The following is a 13,259-nucleotide window of genomic DNA, read 5'->3' on the forward strand; positions in this document are numbered from 1 at the left end:
GTGAAACGGCTAGCGTCGCGGACATGACACAGGATCGTCCCGTTTTTGGCATTGTCTTAATGCTTGGCTTTTGCCTGCTTGCCCCATTGGGCGACTCGATGGCCAAACTGTTGGGCGAGACCACCCCACTGGGGTTTCTGGTAACGGTCCGCTTTGCAGTTCAGGCCCTGATCCTGATCCCTCTGGTTGCACTGACCGGCAGACCTTGGCGGATGCGTGGCCGCATCCTGCGACTGACGATAATCCGCACGTTTCTGCACATCATTGGCATCACCGCAATGTTCAGCGCGTTGCAGTTCCTGCCTCTGGCGGATGCCATCGCAATCGCCTTTGTTATGCCGTTTATCATGTTGTTGTTGGGCAAGTTTGTTCTGGGTGAAGAGGTTGGCGCACGCCGTCTGATCGCCTGCATTGTAGGTTTCATCGGCACGCTTCTAGTCATCCAACCCAGCTTTGCCGAGGTTGGCGCGCCTGCACTGCTGCCCCTTATCGTCGCTGTTGTGTTTGCTCTGTTTATGCTGGTCACACGGCAAATCGCCAAAGAGACAGACCCTGTGTCGTTACAGGCGGTATCAGGTGTTCTTGCGACTCTGGTACTGGCCCCGGTTCTGGTGATCGGAACGCATCTGGATGTGTGGGAGATTTCTGTGACCCTGCCTGCCCCGCACATGTACTGGCTGTTGATTGCGATCGGGGTCTTGGGAACCGTTGCACACCTGCTGATGACCTGGTCGTTGCGTTATGCGCCCTCAGCCACGCTGGCACCGATGCAGTACCTGGAAATCCCTGTTGCAACCCTAATCGGCTGGGTCATCTTCAGCGACCTGCCTGACGGGCTTGCCGCGCTTGGCATTACGATAACAATCGCTGCCGGGCTCTATGTCATTCTTCGCGAGCGGGCCACTGCCCGGTCTGCTCCGACAGAAACACCTGCATAAGTGGATCCAACGCAGAACGCGGGATCATGATCAATAGTCCCGGCCCGTCCATATGCAACTCGACCTCTGCCAGCGCGCGGTTCGATGTGCCCACTTGACCTGCTGGATCGAATTTCAACCCGTCGATTGGCCATTCCAACCCGGTGCTGCGCCCTGTAACCGGGCGCAAAGGAAACAGCGAAACCACGTCGCCGGGATCAACTGGCAGACGGATGTGTGGCGGTGCGTGAAAAACCACTTCATGTTCGCCCAACAGAATACACGCCTGATCTTGTCGCCTGACCAGGGTATTCAATACGGCCAATTGATGATCCAGCCGCCCCCCCAGAAACCCCGCACCCAAAATCAGCGGACATTGCGTGCTGCGCAACGCTTTATCGAAGTCCGTACTATCCTGCTCGCGGATCGGGAATAGACGCTCGGTCGGTATTTTTGCCTGTGTCGACGCGCTCAGCGAATCGAAATCGCCGATAACGGCATCCGGGATATGACCTGATTCTGTCAAAACCTTTGCACCACCATCAGCGGCCACAACCGATTTGACGCGATTCAGCACCAGATTCAGGTCCTCGGCACCGACAAATCCCCCTCCGAACAGACCAATTGGATCAATCGAGCGTACAATGATCTCATTTTTATTAAGATTGGCCATTTTTCCCGGATTTGGACACATTAAGACCACAAAATGATAGGTTCATGCAGAAAGTTCCGAGCCAGTGTGTGCTCCCGATTCCGGGTAAGCTGGCTCTCGTAGTTTGTAAAGGACGTGCGTCTGATGGTACAGAATAACAAGGTATTGACCGTTTCTTATGGAACCTTCTCCTGCACTTTGGAAGGATTTGACGATTCCTTTGAGACGATGAAAGCCATCGCCGAGTATTTTCGCGATCTTGCAGCAGATGACCGCTATTTCGGCTCTGAACCCCCTCAACCTGATGCCGAGATGCTGACACGCATTGCCAGACGCGATGCGTCCCAACGGGTGGAAGCCAGCCAGAACGAATCCGGACTTCTTTTGCGCGCCACACAGACACCTGAGACCCCCCGTCAGGAGCTAGCCCCGCAAGCCGGCGCGATGACCATGGCACACACCCCCACTCACGAGCCACCCAATCCGGCCCCAGCCGGACTTGCCGATGCGGAACCAGTCGGAGAACCCCCTGCTCCAGCGGCTGACAGCATCTCGGCCAAGCTGCAGCGCATTCGCGCAGTTGTCTCTCATTCGGATGTTCCTCCATCAGCATATTCCGAAGACGAAGACACATCTCTGCTGGCAAGTTCCACCCCCCCTGTGGACGCAGTAGCCGCAGCTTTTGAAGCTGGTGCATTGAACGCAGAAGATTTTGCCGAACCTGCGGCGCCAATGCCTGAGGAGCCGCAGCAGCCTGTTATCGATGAGGCTGACGCAGAAGAGACAGATGACCTTTCAGCCGAAGCGCCAACAACGTCTGACGAGATGGAAGAAGCTGAAGCAGCAGAAGTCCCAACTGTTGAATCAGAAGAGCAAACTGCGGAAGCCGAAGAACTGCATGTGCCCATGACCCCCGAGCACGTGCAAGCCGATGACCTTGAAGACGCTCCCGAAGCGGCGAAACTTCCTGCCGAACCCCTCTTTGCGGAGCTGGAAGAAGATATCGAGGAAGAACTCGAAGAAGAGGACGTTCCAAACATCCTTAACGTCGAGGATGTGACGGTCGAAACTGCTGACGAAACTGCCCAGGATGATCAGGACACTCAGACGCATGGGTTGTTGACCGCAGAAGATGAAGAGAACCTGCTGAGCGAGATTTCCGAGATCGAATCTGAGTTTTCTGAACGCTCGAGCCAAAAACTGACTGATGATGTTGATCCCGAACAGGATGTCCTTCGCTTAATGGCCAAAACCGGCGAGCACATGGAAGATCCTTCAAGCAGCGACGCGCGTGAAACTTATTCGCACCTGCGCACAGCGGTTGCCGCGACAGAAGCAGAGCTTGACGACGAAGCCGCTACACATTCGAAGGACGCCGAGTATCGCGGCGATCTGGAATCCGTTGTCAGCCCCCGCCGCCCCCAAGTGAAGGTTACAAGCGCGCGCCCTGAAGCAGACGCTCCGGCCCCGCTGAAACTGGTTGCCGAACAGCGCGTGGACGATCAAAGCGAACCAACTGGTCCTGTCATGCCTCGTCGCGTCACTTCGGATCTAGAAGATACCGGATCGGAAGAAAGCGGCTTTGCGCAGTTTGCACAGGATCAAGGCGCACAATCACTGCCCGATCTGTTGGAAGCAGCAGCAGCTTATCTTTCCTTCATCGAAGGCCAGGAACAGTTCTCGCGCCCGCAACTGATGAACAAAGTCCGCTCTTTGAAGCAGGACGAGTTCAATCGCGAAGAAAGCCTGCGGTCGTTTGGCCAACTGCTGCGCGATGGGAAAATCGAAAAGGCTGGTGGTGGCCGGTTCGCGGCCTCCAATCTGATCGGTTTCCGCCCAGATGACGAGCGCGCAGTCGGCTAACTGCAACAACATCAAAAGACAAAGGGTCGGGTAATTCCCGGCCCTTTTTTGTTGCAGTCTTGGCAAAGCGCGGCGGAAAAAACTCCTGTTAGTGGAAATGCTTAAAAATTTATGCTGCGTCGCAGAATTCTGGTGTAATCTCACGGCAGAAATCTCGTCATGACACCCGTTTCAGACAGAGGTATTGCTATGCAAGACATCATGATTCGACGACTTCGAAAATACGACCAGGCCTTGATAGAAAGCCATTTCAACAGCTTGGATGATGAGGCACTATATTCGCGCTTTGGCACACATGTTCCGTCGCAGGGGCTGCAAAACTATCTCTCCGACATTCTTGCAGATGCAGCATTCATATTCGGAGCCTTCCCAGATTCGTGCCTTCGAGGCGTGGGCGAATTGCGTTTGATACCTGATCATAGGCACCACGTCGCCGAGGCCGCATTTACCGTCGAGAAAGCCTGGCAAGATCAGGGGATTGGCGATGCCTTGTTGTCACGTCTGATTACAATCGCTCAGAACCGAGGGATCAGGGAAGTTCACATGCTTTGCCTTGCGACCAACCAAAAAATGAGACGCCTGGCCGCGAAACACGACGCAGAGCTAACTCTTGTACCAGGTCAGGTCGAGGCGACGCTGACGACCCCTTGGCCTACACCGTTCAGCATGGCCAAGGAATTTACAAGTGAGTACCGCGCGTTTGCACGCGCAGTGCTCAGCTGGCCAAACCAAGCGCCGACATCTCAAGTGGCTCAGGACTGATCGGGGTCTTCTTTCCCGACACCGCGAAAGATGAACTTGAACGGCAAAGCCCAAAGAACGCCCAGGACGACGTAGACCAAAAGCTCCACCCAAATCGGGGGGCGATCCAGCCAGTTCACAACTGTCACCACAGCCACAATGTAGAGTGGCAGACCAATTACAAGGATTACCAACGACCACCGGCGGCGCGCCTTATAACTCAGGCCTGGTTTGTTTTCTTCGGCCATCAGTCTGCAAACGGGTCGGTCACCAGAATGGTGTCGTCCCGCTCCGGGCTGGTGGACAAAAGCGCTACGGGGCATTCTATCAGCTCTTCGACCCGTCGTACGTACTTGATCGCATTGGCGGGCAGATCAGCCCAACTGCGCGCGCCTTCCGTCGACTCGCTCCAGCCCGGCATTTCTTCGTAAATCGGGGTGCAGCGCGCCTGCTGGTCAGCCGCAGTTGGGAGGTAATCCAAACGTTCGCCGTCCAGATCATACCCGGTACAGATTTTCAGTGTTTCAAACCCGTCCAGAACATCCAACTTGGTCAACGAGATGCCGTTTACTCCGCTGGTCGCGCAAGTTTGTTTTACCAAGCAAGCGTCAAACCAGCCACAGCGGCGTTTGCGGCCTGTCGTCGTTCCGAACTCATGGCCGCGCTCACCAAGGCGCTGACCATCCGCATCTTCCAGCTCGGTCGGGAACGGTCCTTCGCCGACCCGTGTGGTGTATGCTTTTACAATACCCAACACGAAATCAATCGAACCCGGCCCAATCCCAACGCCCGTAGCGGCCTGACCCGCGATCACGTTGGACGAGGTCACGAAAGGATAAGTGCCGAAATCGATGTCCAGAAGGGCACCTTGCGCCCCTTCGAATAAGATGCGCTTGCCAGCTTTACGCTTTTCATTCAGCACTTTCCAAACCGGAGCCGCAAAAGGCAAAATCTCCTGCGCGATCTCTTTCAACTGAGTGATCAGTGCATCACGATCAACCGGCTCGATCCCCAGACCTTTGCGCAACGGGTCATGATGCTGCAAGGCACGATCCACGCGGGCTTCAAGGGTTGCTTCGTCCGCCAGATCGGCGACGCGTACGGAACGACGCCCGACCTTGTCTTCGTAGGCGGGCCCAATTCCGCGCCCAGTGGTCCCTATCTTTGTGCCCTTGCTGGCCGCTTCTTCACGCGCACGGTCCAACTCTCCGTGGATCGGCAGAATCAACGGAGTGTTCTCAGCAATCATCAGTGTCTCAGGAGTAATCTCCACACCCTGTGCGCGGATGGTCGCGATTTCCTTGACCAGATGCCAGGGGTCCAACACGACACCATTGCCGATCACGCTCAGCTTGCCGCCGCGCACAACGCCCGAGGGCAGCGCGTGCAGCTTGTAGACTTCGCCATCGATCACCAGCGTATGGCCGGCATTATGCCCGCCCTGAAAACGCGCGATCACGTCCGCCCGTTCGCTGAGCCAGTCGACAATCTTGCCTTTTCCTTCGTCGCCCCATTGAGCGCCGACAACAACCACGTTGGCCATATCCGGTCCTTTTCGTGCTGAGTAATCAAACCCGGCTCGTATAGCGGGGCTCAGACGGCAGGGAAACCGATATTTCGCCGCAGATGATAATCGCGCGGGCGCGCGATGCCTCCGGCGGAGGTATTTTCGGCCAGATGAAGAACGGATCCCCTACTTCATCTGCTCAAAATACCTCGGGGGAGTCGCCCGGAACGGGCGGCGGGGGCAGAGCCCCCAATTTTTGTCAGCGTAGATGCACAGGTTGCCCATGCGGCGTTGTCAAATACGCGTCCTCCCAAGCCCGGTGCAGCGCTTTTACATCCTGTGGTGGCGCGGCGCCCTGATCGGCAAGCAAATCCTCAAGGGTTTCCAACCACGCCTGGAAATAATCGTCGCCACCATCCAGGTCCCGGGCTATTCCATTTCGCTTTAATGTGTCCGCGAAACGGGCCGCCCAGTCGGACCACGCGAAACGGCCCGCCTCGTTCAGCGCGACTGTGACGGCAAAGACTTGCGCGTGCCAGGGTTGGTCAAAAACGGGCTCTGGGGCCGTATGGGTGACACAGTTGTTCATGTGGGCTCCAAATAGCTTTGCCAGAGATCCAGCACCACTTCGTCGTCGGGATGCTCCGGACTGACCCAAAGTTCGGATGCCGGGAACGCCACCGCATAGATCGGTTCAGGCGCTTCGCCTAATCCATGCGCATTGGAATCGGGCAGAACATGTGTGCCGTGCAGGCGAAGGATGCGCCCCTTGGCGCCGGACGCATAGATCGGCAACCGTGTGTGGCCACCGTCCACAAGGCGATTTGCTGCGGGCCGAGTCGTGACAACCTCTTTTCCAATTGAATAGCGCACAGCGACATTGGAGGGTCTGTCTGCGGGACCACCTTTGGCCAATGCTGCGGACACGGCCTCTGCTTTCAGCATCTTTTCTGCCAGCGGGTGCGGTTCGTCGTTCCCGCCACCCCGCAGATCTTCATGGGTCAACACTCCGTTCTCTACCAATAGATCGGCCAGGCCCGAGATCCACTTCTCATAATACGAAAACCGCGTGTAATCCTTGGGTGAGAGGCGTTCGCGCGCATGGCGGGACACATCGATGTTCCATTGCCCCAGAAACCCAGAGGCAAGCGTCACCGCCAAGGCTCGCGCGTGCCAGTCCTCGGCAAAGACAGGTGCATCCTCTGCTTCGGGATTTATCGGCCCATCCCCAAAACGGCCACCCATGTCGTGAACGCGAGTCATGAGGCCACCCTGGGAAAGCCGGTACCGATCATGCTGTCACGTGTCACCAGCGAGGCAAGTTCGTCTTCACTCATCCCGTCTGTGCCTTCGGGGCGCATGGGCAGGACAAGGTAGCGAATCTCAGCGGTCGAATCCCAGACCCGCACAGATGTGCCCTCGGGCAAAGTGACGCCGAATTCGGCCAGCACTTTGCGCGGTTCGCGCACGGCGCGGGCGCGGTAGGCATCCGACTTGTACCAGCCGGGCGGGATACCCAATAACGGCCATGGGTAGCAGCTGCACAAGGTACAGACGACCATGTTGTGTTGGGCTGGAGTGTTCTCGACAACAACCATGTGTTCACCCTGTCGACCGTAATAGCCAAGATCCGCCACAACAGGTGTGGCATCTTCCAGCAGGGCCGCCTTGAAAGCCGGGTCGCTCCACGCTTTGGCAACAACCCGCGCGCCGTTCTGCGGGCCGATCTTGTTTTGATAGGTGTCGATAATCTCATCCAGAGCCGCCGGATCAATCAGCCCTTTGCGGGTCAGAATCGTTTCAAGCGCTTTGACGCGCAGCGCGGGTTCCGGCGGTAACAGGGCGTGCGGGTGGTCGTGATCGTCATGTGGCATGGGCCGCAGCCTGCGTCACTCATCAGCGTTCTGTCCAGTCCCTTTACCGTGATATGGTATATCACACGTCGTGATGCCAACTCCTGACTTGCCCCCGCGGACAAACTTGCATAAGTACCACGCGATACACGCCACGCTGTACAGGACCACCATGGAAAACGTCGTTCTCATCATCCACCTTCTGTTGGCCTTGGGCCTGATTGCCGTTGTTCTGATGCAGCGGTCCGAAGGCGGTGGCCTTGGCATGGGTGGCGGTGGTGGTGGCGCCATGACGGGCCGCGCAGCGGCAACCGCGCTGGGCAAGCTGACCTGGATTCTGGCCGCTTGCTTTATCGTGACCTCGATCACACTGACCATTCTGGCTGCACAGAAATCCTCGGGCAGTTCGGTGATCGATCGTCTGGGCGTTCCGGCCCCGGCTTCAACCGAAGAGAACACTCCGGCGATTCCGTCGGCAGATGATCTTCTGCCACCGGCACAGGGCGACAACGCGCCACTGATCCCGCAAGCGGACTGATCCACAAAACCTAGAAACCTAAAAGAGGACTGCAACAGCATCTTGCGGTTCTCTTGCGCTTTTGGCGCGAATCCTTTATACGTGAAGTCCCGTGATGCAGCGGTTTTTCGGAACCGCCGGGCAGCTGATTTTGACGTCTCACGGGAGCAGCCGAAAAACTATGGCGCGTTTTATTTTCATCACTGGTGGTGTGGTTTCGTCCTTGGGCAAAGGACTGGCTTCGGCGGCTTTGGGATCGCTATTGCAGGCGCGAGGGTACTCCGTTCGCCTGCGCAAGCTTGACCCCTATCTGAACGTCGACCCAGGCACGATGTCGCCTTTTGAACACGGCGAGGTTTTTGTCACTGACGATGGGGCCGAAACCGATCTGGACCTTGGGCATTATGAACGTTTCACTGGCGTGGCGGCCCGTAAGACCGACTCGGTAAGCTCGGGGCGCATTTATTCGAATGTGCTCGAGAAAGAGCGCCGTGGTGATTACCTGGGCAAAACAATTCAGGTGATCCCTCACGTCACCAATGAGATCAAGGATTTCATTTCAATTGGCGAAGATGAGGTCGATTTCATGCTCTGTGAGATCGGCGGCACCGTCGGCGACATCGAGGGCCTGCCCTTTTTTGAAGCAATCCGTCAGTTCAGCCAGGACAAGCCGCGCGGCCAGTGTATCTTTATGCACCTGACACTGCTGCCCTACATCAAAGCGTCGGGTGAGTTGAAAACCAAGCCGACTCAGCACTCGGTGAAAGAGCTGCGCTCGATTGGTCTGGCACCCGATATTCTGGTCTGCCGCTCTGAAGGCCCGATCCCGACCAAGGAACGCGAGAAACTGGCGCTGTTCTGTAACGTCCGCCCTGACAGCGTGATTGCGGCGCAAGACCTGAGCACCATCTATGATGCACCGCTGGCTTATCACCGGGAAGGTCTGGATCAGGCGGTTCTGGACGCGTTCCAGATCAGCCCTGCCCCGAAACCCGATCTGGCTAAATGGGAAGACGTTAGTGACCGCATCCACAATGCCGAAGGCGAAGTCAAAGTTGCCATCGTCGGCAAATACACTCAGCTCGAGGATGCCTATAAGTCGATTGCTGAGGCTCTGACCCATGGTGGCATGGCCAACCGGGTCAAGGTGAAAATCGAGTGGGTCGATGCCGAGGTATTCGACACAGAAGACGCAGCACCGCATCTGGAAGGCTTCCACGCGATCCTCGTACCCGGCGGATTTGGCGAACGCGGCACCGAAGGCAAGATCAAGGCTGCTCAGTATGCGCGCGAACACAAGGTCCCCTATCTGGGCATTTGTTTGGGCATGCAGATGGCGGTGATCGAAGCGGCACGGAATGCTGCTGGCATCACCGAGGCGGGTTCAGAGGAGTTCGACCACGAGGCCGGAAAAAAACGTTTCGAGCCAGTTGTTTACCACCTGAAAGAATGGGTGCAGGGCAACCACAAGGTTGAACGCAAGGTCGGCGACGACAAAGGCGGCACCATGCGCTTGGGTGCTTATAACGCGGTTCTCGCCGAAGGATCCAAGGTTGCCGGTGTCTATGGCAGCACCCAGATCGAGGAACGCCACCGTCACCGCTATGAGGTCGACATCAAGTATCGCGAACAACTTGAGAAAGCCGGTTTGAACTTTTCAGGCATGTCGCCGGACGGTCGTTTGCCCGAAATCGTGGAATGGTCGGACCACCCTTGGTTCATCGGCGTTCAGTACCACCCGGAACTGAAGTCCAAGCCTTTTGACCCGCACCCGCTGTTCCGCGATTTTGTGCGCGCTGCAAAAGACACCTCGCGTCTGGTGTAATCCCCCGCTGTGTCGGTCTGTCACCCCCACGTTGTTTTGTGGGGGCTGACCTCTTAACTGTATGAGGATGCGAAGTTTCTGCTTCGTGCCTTGGATACAGTTCAGAGATTCAGGAGATTTCCGATGAGCAACGCAACAACCATCACCAACCTCCAACAAGCACTGCATATGGAACTGACAGCGGCGCATCAGTATCAGCTGCACGCCCATGTGCTAGAAGATTGGGGCCTCGACATTCTCGCCGAAAAGATGCGCGGTGAGATGCAAGAGGAGATTGGGCATTCTGACGCCTTCATCGAGCGAATTCTGTTCCTTGGTGGCGTTCCTGAACTTGAGTTTCAGAAAACTCCGGCGGCCGCGGGTTCTTTGGAAGAGATGTTCGCTGCGGATCTGAAGGATGAAACCGAGGCCGTTGATTTCTACACCAAAGCCGCGCTGCAGGCTGCCGAGGTCGGGGATGTCGGCTCGCGTACTCTGTTCGAACGTATCCTTCTGGAAGAAGAAGGTCACAAAGACTGGTTGGACACTCAATTGAACCTGCTGAAGCGTTTGGGTGAGGCGAATTTCAGCGCGAAATTCGTATCTGGCGCGTCAGAGCAAGCCTAACGGTTTTGACCAACCTATCAGACGGCACAGGTATTTGACGGATCTGCACAGCGCCTGTGTCGTCACTTCAAAGTGACGTGTGGGATGGAAAAAACTCTATTCCAGTCCTCTTCAACTGACTAACTGTTGCACAGACCACAACAGGAGAGTTCCGATGACCGATCAGATCCAGGACGCTAAAACCTTCACCAGCCTTCACAAAAAAGGCGATCCGGTCATCCTTTTCAACATCTGGGACGCAGGCAGCGCAGGCGCAGTTCGGGATGCGGGCGCACAGGCCATTGCGACCGGAAGCGCACCGGTTGCCATGGCTCAAGGGTTCAGTGACGGGCAGAACATCCCCCTTGAGGCTGCTTTGGATAATGCCCGCCGCATTGTCTCAGCCGTCGATCTGCCGGTGACGCTGGACTTTGAAGGGGCCTATGCGGAAACTTTGCAGGGGGTCGCGGAAAACGTGAAACGTGCGCTGGAATGCGGCGTAGTCGGGTTCAACTTCGAAGATCAGGTCATCGGTGGCGAGGGCCTTTATGACATGGCGGTTCAGGCCAAGCGTGTTGAAGCCATGCGCAAAGCCTGTGAAAGTGCAGGCATCCCCGCGTATGTCAACGCGCGCACCGATCTCTTCCTCAAGACACCGGCTGACACGCATGACCAGGCTATGCTGCAGGATGCCATTGCGCGGGCCGCGGCCTATGAAACGGCGGGCGCCAGTGGATTTTTCGCGCCGGGCCTGAAAGACGAAACAATGATTGGCCAGCTTTGCGAGGCGACCAACCTGCCCGTCAATATCATTGCCCTGCCCGGCACACCTGAAACGTCCAAACTGGCCGAATTGGGCGTGGCGCGTGTCAGCTATGGGCCGGTGCCCTACCGTCAGATGATCACGTGGCTGACCGAGCAGGCGCAGGCCGCTTTGAACTATCAGGGCTAACCGCGCCCAATTCGGTAGTATTGCCTTCCGAAGTAGTTTTCTTCACCTTACGGTTGAACACTGCAAGCTGTGGATACCGGCTCTGAGGGACACGCGATCAATCGGCAATCTTGTGACCATTCTGACCTATGGCAGGTAGTCTTCGCTTGGCGGACCACAAAATATGGAATAACCTGACTTTATGTTGAAAAAATTCTTTCAGGCGCTCAGGCCGCCTCAACATGAACACCTGCCCGACCCGGATGCCGAGCTTGCCCTGGGCGCGCTCATGGTACGTGTGGCGCAGGCGGATCGGGATTACAAACTGGAAGAGATCAGCCTGATCGACAAGATTCTAGCCCGTCTTTACCAGCATAATGCGATCGAGGCGGCAAAAGTTCGGGCAACTTGCGAAAAGCTTCATGCCGCTGCGCCCGAAACCGACACTTTTGGTAAGCTGATCCGGGAGACGACGGACCTGAAAGAGCGTCTGGCCGCGCTCGATGCTTTGTGGGAAGTTGTTTTGGCCGATGGCAGCACGGATGAAGGCGAGATGAAGATCGTCGAAGAAGCCCGCGTCGCCATGGGTTTGAGCTTTAATGACAGCAAGGCCGCACGCGAACGCGTACAAAGCCGCTTGGATGTGAGTTAGGCGCTCGCTATATCTAGCCCATGTTCAGCGACTTTCTTTCCAGGCTCACGCAGCCTCAACCCGACCCGCTTGTTGACGACGACGCCCGCCTTGCATTGACCGCCTTGCTGGTGCGTCTGGCCCGTTCCGACAACGACTATTCCGATTCCGAGATGGCGCGCATCGACCGTATTTCTGCGGAACGCTATGGCTTGTCTCCGTTCGAAAGCGCCGCCCTGCGCGCGCAGGCCGAGGATTTGGAAGCAGAAGCCCCCGACACGGTCCGCTTTACCCGTGCCATCAAAGAGGCTGTCGCCTATGAGGACCGGCTGGCCGTGGTCCAGGCCCTGTGGTCCGTAGCGCTTGCTGACGGTCATCGCACTGGCGAAGAAGACTCTCTGCTGCGTCTCGTGGTCAGCCTTTTGGGTGTAAGCGACGTGGATTCGGCCTTGGCGCGCCAAAGGGCTGCAAAATCGTGATCGCAATGCTTGGCATGTATGACATGCCTGCGCTTCAAGCTGCCAATGACCGGTTCTGGACCTTGATCCGCAATCATCTGGGTTATGGCCCAGATCACCTGACCAGAGATCAGGACATGTGGGGGGTCTGGCAAGATCCGAATCTGATTCTGGCTCAGACATGCGGAATGCCGTACCGGACCCGACTGCATGGTCATGTGCAATTGGTTGGAACGCCAGATTATGGCCTGCCAGATTGCCCGGCTGGCCATTACAACTCGGTTTTTGTCAAACGTCGGGATGATACCCGCGACCTCACAGATCTGACACAAGGTACCTTTGCCTATAACGAGGCTGTGTCTCAGTCCGGTTGGGCGGCCCCAATCACGCATTTGGCACAGTTGAACCTGCGCCCCGCCGCAGTTTTGGAGACGGGCGGGCACGCGCTTTCTGCGCAAGCCGTGGCCGAGGGGAAAGCAGACTTTGCCGCTTTGGATGCGCTGACATGGCATCTGCTGCAGGAATACACCGACCAGAATGACCGCCTGCAAGAGGTGACGAGGACCGTGCCAACCCCAACTTTGCCCTACATTACCGCACAAGGGCAAAACGCTGCGCAAATCGCGCTTGCCGTGCGCGCAGCCATTGAAGGTCTAGAGGACACGGATCGGCAACAACTGTCCCTGAGGGGCCTAGTGGACATTCAGGCTTCGGATTACCTGGCTGTTCCCAACCCTCCGACCCCAAACGCCTTACTTTCGAACAGCTGACCAAATTGT

16 protein-coding genes are annotated in these 13,259 nt (G+C 56.8%); 10 read left to right on the forward strand and 6 right to left on the reverse strand.

Annotation, left to right across the window (positions count from 1 at the left end; genetic code table 11):
* Positions 1-23 precede the first annotated feature (23 nt).
* Positions 24-938, forward strand: a complete 915-nt coding sequence (locus GS630_RS08815; protein ID WP_171619339.1) for a DMT family transporter — start codon at positions 24-26, stop codon at positions 936-938.
* Here GS630_RS08815 and GS630_RS08820 read toward each other — a convergent pair.
* A complete protein-coding gene (locus GS630_RS08820; RefSeq protein WP_171174784.1) occupies positions 883-1,590 on the reverse strand; it encodes a thiamine diphosphokinase in 708 nt (235 codons plus the stop codon). The genes GS630_RS08815 and GS630_RS08820 overlap by 56 nt on opposite strands.
* 123 nt (positions 1,591-1,713) lie before the next feature.
* On the opposite strand from GS630_RS08820, the gene GS630_RS08825 reads away from it, so the two are divergent.
* Together GS630_RS08825 and GS630_RS08830 are read left to right on the forward strand one after the other, a co-directional pair.
* Complete coding sequence (locus GS630_RS08825; RefSeq protein ID WP_171619341.1) at positions 1,714-3,432, forward strand: hypothetical protein; 1,719 nt, start codon at positions 1,714-1,716, stop codon at positions 3,430-3,432.
* A 189-nt stretch (positions 3,433-3,621) separates the two neighbouring features.
* Positions 3,622-4,194, forward strand: coding sequence for a GNAT family N-acetyltransferase (locus GS630_RS08830; protein ID WP_171174788.1), 573 nt, complete (start codon positions 3,622-3,624; stop codon positions 4,192-4,194).
* Here the strand turns inward: GS630_RS08830 and GS630_RS08835 are convergent.
* The 5 genes from GS630_RS08835 to nthA form a co-directional block, all read right to left on the reverse strand.
* Entirely contained in the window at positions 4,185-4,421 is a 237-nt protein-coding gene (locus GS630_RS08835) for a DUF2842 domain-containing protein (RefSeq protein ID WP_171174790.1), read from the reverse strand. The genes GS630_RS08830 and GS630_RS08835 overlap by 10 nt on opposite strands.
* Positions 4,421-5,716: an adenylosuccinate synthase gene (locus GS630_RS08840; RefSeq protein ID WP_171174792.1), complete on the reverse strand. Its 1,296-nt coding sequence runs from the start codon at positions 5,714-5,716 to the stop codon at positions 4,421-4,423. Before GS630_RS08840 ends, GS630_RS08835 begins: the two co-directional genes overlap by 1 nt.
* Positions 5,717-5,939: 223 nt before the next feature.
* Complete coding sequence (locus GS630_RS08845; protein ID WP_171174794.1) at positions 5,940-6,269, reverse strand: nitrile hydratase accessory protein; 330 nt, start codon at positions 6,267-6,269, stop codon at positions 5,940-5,942.
* Positions 6,266-6,943 carry a nitrile hydratase subunit beta gene (gene nthB, locus GS630_RS08850; RefSeq protein WP_171619343.1) on the reverse strand — a complete coding sequence of 226 codons (678 nt, stop codon included), beginning with the start codon at positions 6,941-6,943 and terminating at the stop codon, positions 6,266-6,268. Before nthB ends, GS630_RS08845 begins: the two co-directional genes overlap by 4 nt.
* Positions 6,940-7,554: a nitrile hydratase subunit alpha gene (gene nthA, locus GS630_RS08855; RefSeq protein WP_171619345.1), complete on the reverse strand. Its 615-nt coding sequence runs from the start codon at positions 7,552-7,554 to the stop codon at positions 6,940-6,942. The genes nthB and nthA overlap by 4 nt, the downstream gene beginning before the upstream one ends.
* A gap of 151 nt (positions 7,555-7,705) precedes the next feature.
* Here nthA and secG point away from each other — a divergent pair, with 151 nt between their 5' ends.
* From secG to GS630_RS08890, 7 genes are all read left to right on the forward strand, one after another.
* A complete protein-coding gene (gene secG, locus GS630_RS08860; RefSeq protein ID WP_171234007.1) occupies positions 7,706-8,071 on the forward strand; it encodes a preprotein translocase subunit SecG in 366 nt (121 codons plus the stop codon).
* 160 nt (positions 8,072-8,231) lie between these two features.
* The gene (locus tag GS630_RS08865; RefSeq protein WP_171174802.1) at positions 8,232-9,875 is read left to right on the forward strand and encodes a CTP synthase; all 1,644 of its coding nucleotides are present in this window, start codon (positions 8,232-8,234) and stop codon (positions 9,873-9,875) included.
* A 123-nt stretch (positions 9,876-9,998) separates the two neighbouring features.
* Positions 9,999-10,481, forward strand: a complete 483-nt coding sequence (locus GS630_RS08870) for a bacterioferritin (RefSeq protein ID WP_171174805.1) — start codon at positions 9,999-10,001, stop codon at positions 10,479-10,481.
* Positions 10,482-10,635: 154 nt separating this feature from the next.
* The gene (locus GS630_RS08875; protein WP_171619347.1) at positions 10,636-11,412 is read left to right on the forward strand and encodes an isocitrate lyase/phosphoenolpyruvate mutase family protein; all 777 of its coding nucleotides are present in this window, start codon (positions 10,636-10,638) and stop codon (positions 11,410-11,412) included.
* Between the two features lie 181 nt (positions 11,413-11,593).
* Positions 11,594-12,043, forward strand: coding sequence for a TerB family tellurite resistance protein (locus GS630_RS08880; RefSeq protein WP_171174809.1), 450 nt, complete (start codon positions 11,594-11,596; stop codon positions 12,041-12,043).
* Positions 12,044-12,063: 20 nt separating this feature from the next.
* Complete coding sequence (locus GS630_RS08885) at positions 12,064-12,501, forward strand: TerB family tellurite resistance protein (protein WP_171234005.1); 438 nt, start codon at positions 12,064-12,066, stop codon at positions 12,499-12,501.
* Positions 12,498-13,250, forward strand: a complete 753-nt coding sequence (locus tag GS630_RS08890; protein ID WP_171174814.1) for a PhnD/SsuA/transferrin family substrate-binding protein — start codon at positions 12,498-12,500, stop codon at positions 13,248-13,250. Before GS630_RS08885 ends, GS630_RS08890 begins: the two co-directional genes overlap by 4 nt.
* The last annotated feature ends 9 nt before the right edge of the window (positions 13,251-13,259 follow it).

Origin of the sequence: Ruegeria sp. HKCCD7303 (genome assembly GCF_013111185.1) — a bacterium.
Lineage (GTDB): Bacteria > Pseudomonadota > Alphaproteobacteria > Rhodobacterales > Rhodobacteraceae > Ruegeria.

What these genes read in the sequence shown, in the direction of transcription:
- GS630_RS08815 (WP_171619339.1), top strand. Translation starts at nt 24, where the DNA reads ATGACACAGGATCGTCCCGTTTTTGGCATTGTCTTAATGCTTGGCTTT.
- GS630_RS08820 (WP_171174784.1), bottom strand. Translation starts at nt 1,590, where the DNA reads ATGGCCAATCTTAATAAAAATGAGATCATTGTACGCTCGATTGATCCA.
- GS630_RS08825 (WP_171619341.1), top strand. Translation starts at nt 1,714, where the DNA reads ATGGTACAGAATAACAAGGTATTGACCGTTTCTTATGGAACCTTCTCC.
- GS630_RS08830 (WP_171174788.1), top strand. Translation starts at nt 3,622, where the DNA reads ATGCAAGACATCATGATTCGACGACTTCGAAAATACGACCAGGCCTTG.
- GS630_RS08835 (WP_171174790.1), bottom strand. Translation starts at nt 4,421, where the DNA reads ATGGCCGAAGAAAACAAACCAGGCCTGAGTTATAAGGCGCGCCGCCGG.
- GS630_RS08840 (WP_171174792.1), bottom strand. Translation starts at nt 5,716, where the DNA reads ATGGCCAACGTGGTTGTTGTCGGCGCTCAATGGGGCGACGAAGGAAAA.
- GS630_RS08845 (WP_171174794.1), bottom strand. Translation starts at nt 6,269, where the DNA reads ATGAACAACTGTGTCACCCATACGGCCCCAGAGCCCGTTTTTGACCAA.
- nthB (WP_171619343.1), bottom strand. Translation starts at nt 6,943, where the DNA reads ATGACTCGCGTTCACGACATGGGTGGCCGTTTTGGGGATGGGCCGATA.
- nthA (WP_171619345.1), bottom strand. Translation starts at nt 7,554, where the DNA reads ATGCCACATGACGATCACGACCACCCGCACGCCCTGTTACCGCCGGAA.
- secG (WP_171234007.1), top strand. Translation starts at nt 7,706, where the DNA reads ATGGAAAACGTCGTTCTCATCATCCACCTTCTGTTGGCCTTGGGCCTG.
- GS630_RS08865 (WP_171174802.1), top strand. Translation starts at nt 8,232, where the DNA reads ATGGCGCGTTTTATTTTCATCACTGGTGGTGTGGTTTCGTCCTTGGGC.
- GS630_RS08870 (WP_171174805.1), top strand. Translation starts at nt 9,999, where the DNA reads ATGAGCAACGCAACAACCATCACCAACCTCCAACAAGCACTGCATATG.
- GS630_RS08875 (WP_171619347.1), top strand. Translation starts at nt 10,636, where the DNA reads ATGACCGATCAGATCCAGGACGCTAAAACCTTCACCAGCCTTCACAAA.
- GS630_RS08880 (WP_171174809.1), top strand. Translation starts at nt 11,594, where the DNA reads ATGTTGAAAAAATTCTTTCAGGCGCTCAGGCCGCCTCAACATGAACAC.
- GS630_RS08885 (WP_171234005.1), top strand. Translation starts at nt 12,064, where the DNA reads ATGTTCAGCGACTTTCTTTCCAGGCTCACGCAGCCTCAACCCGACCCG.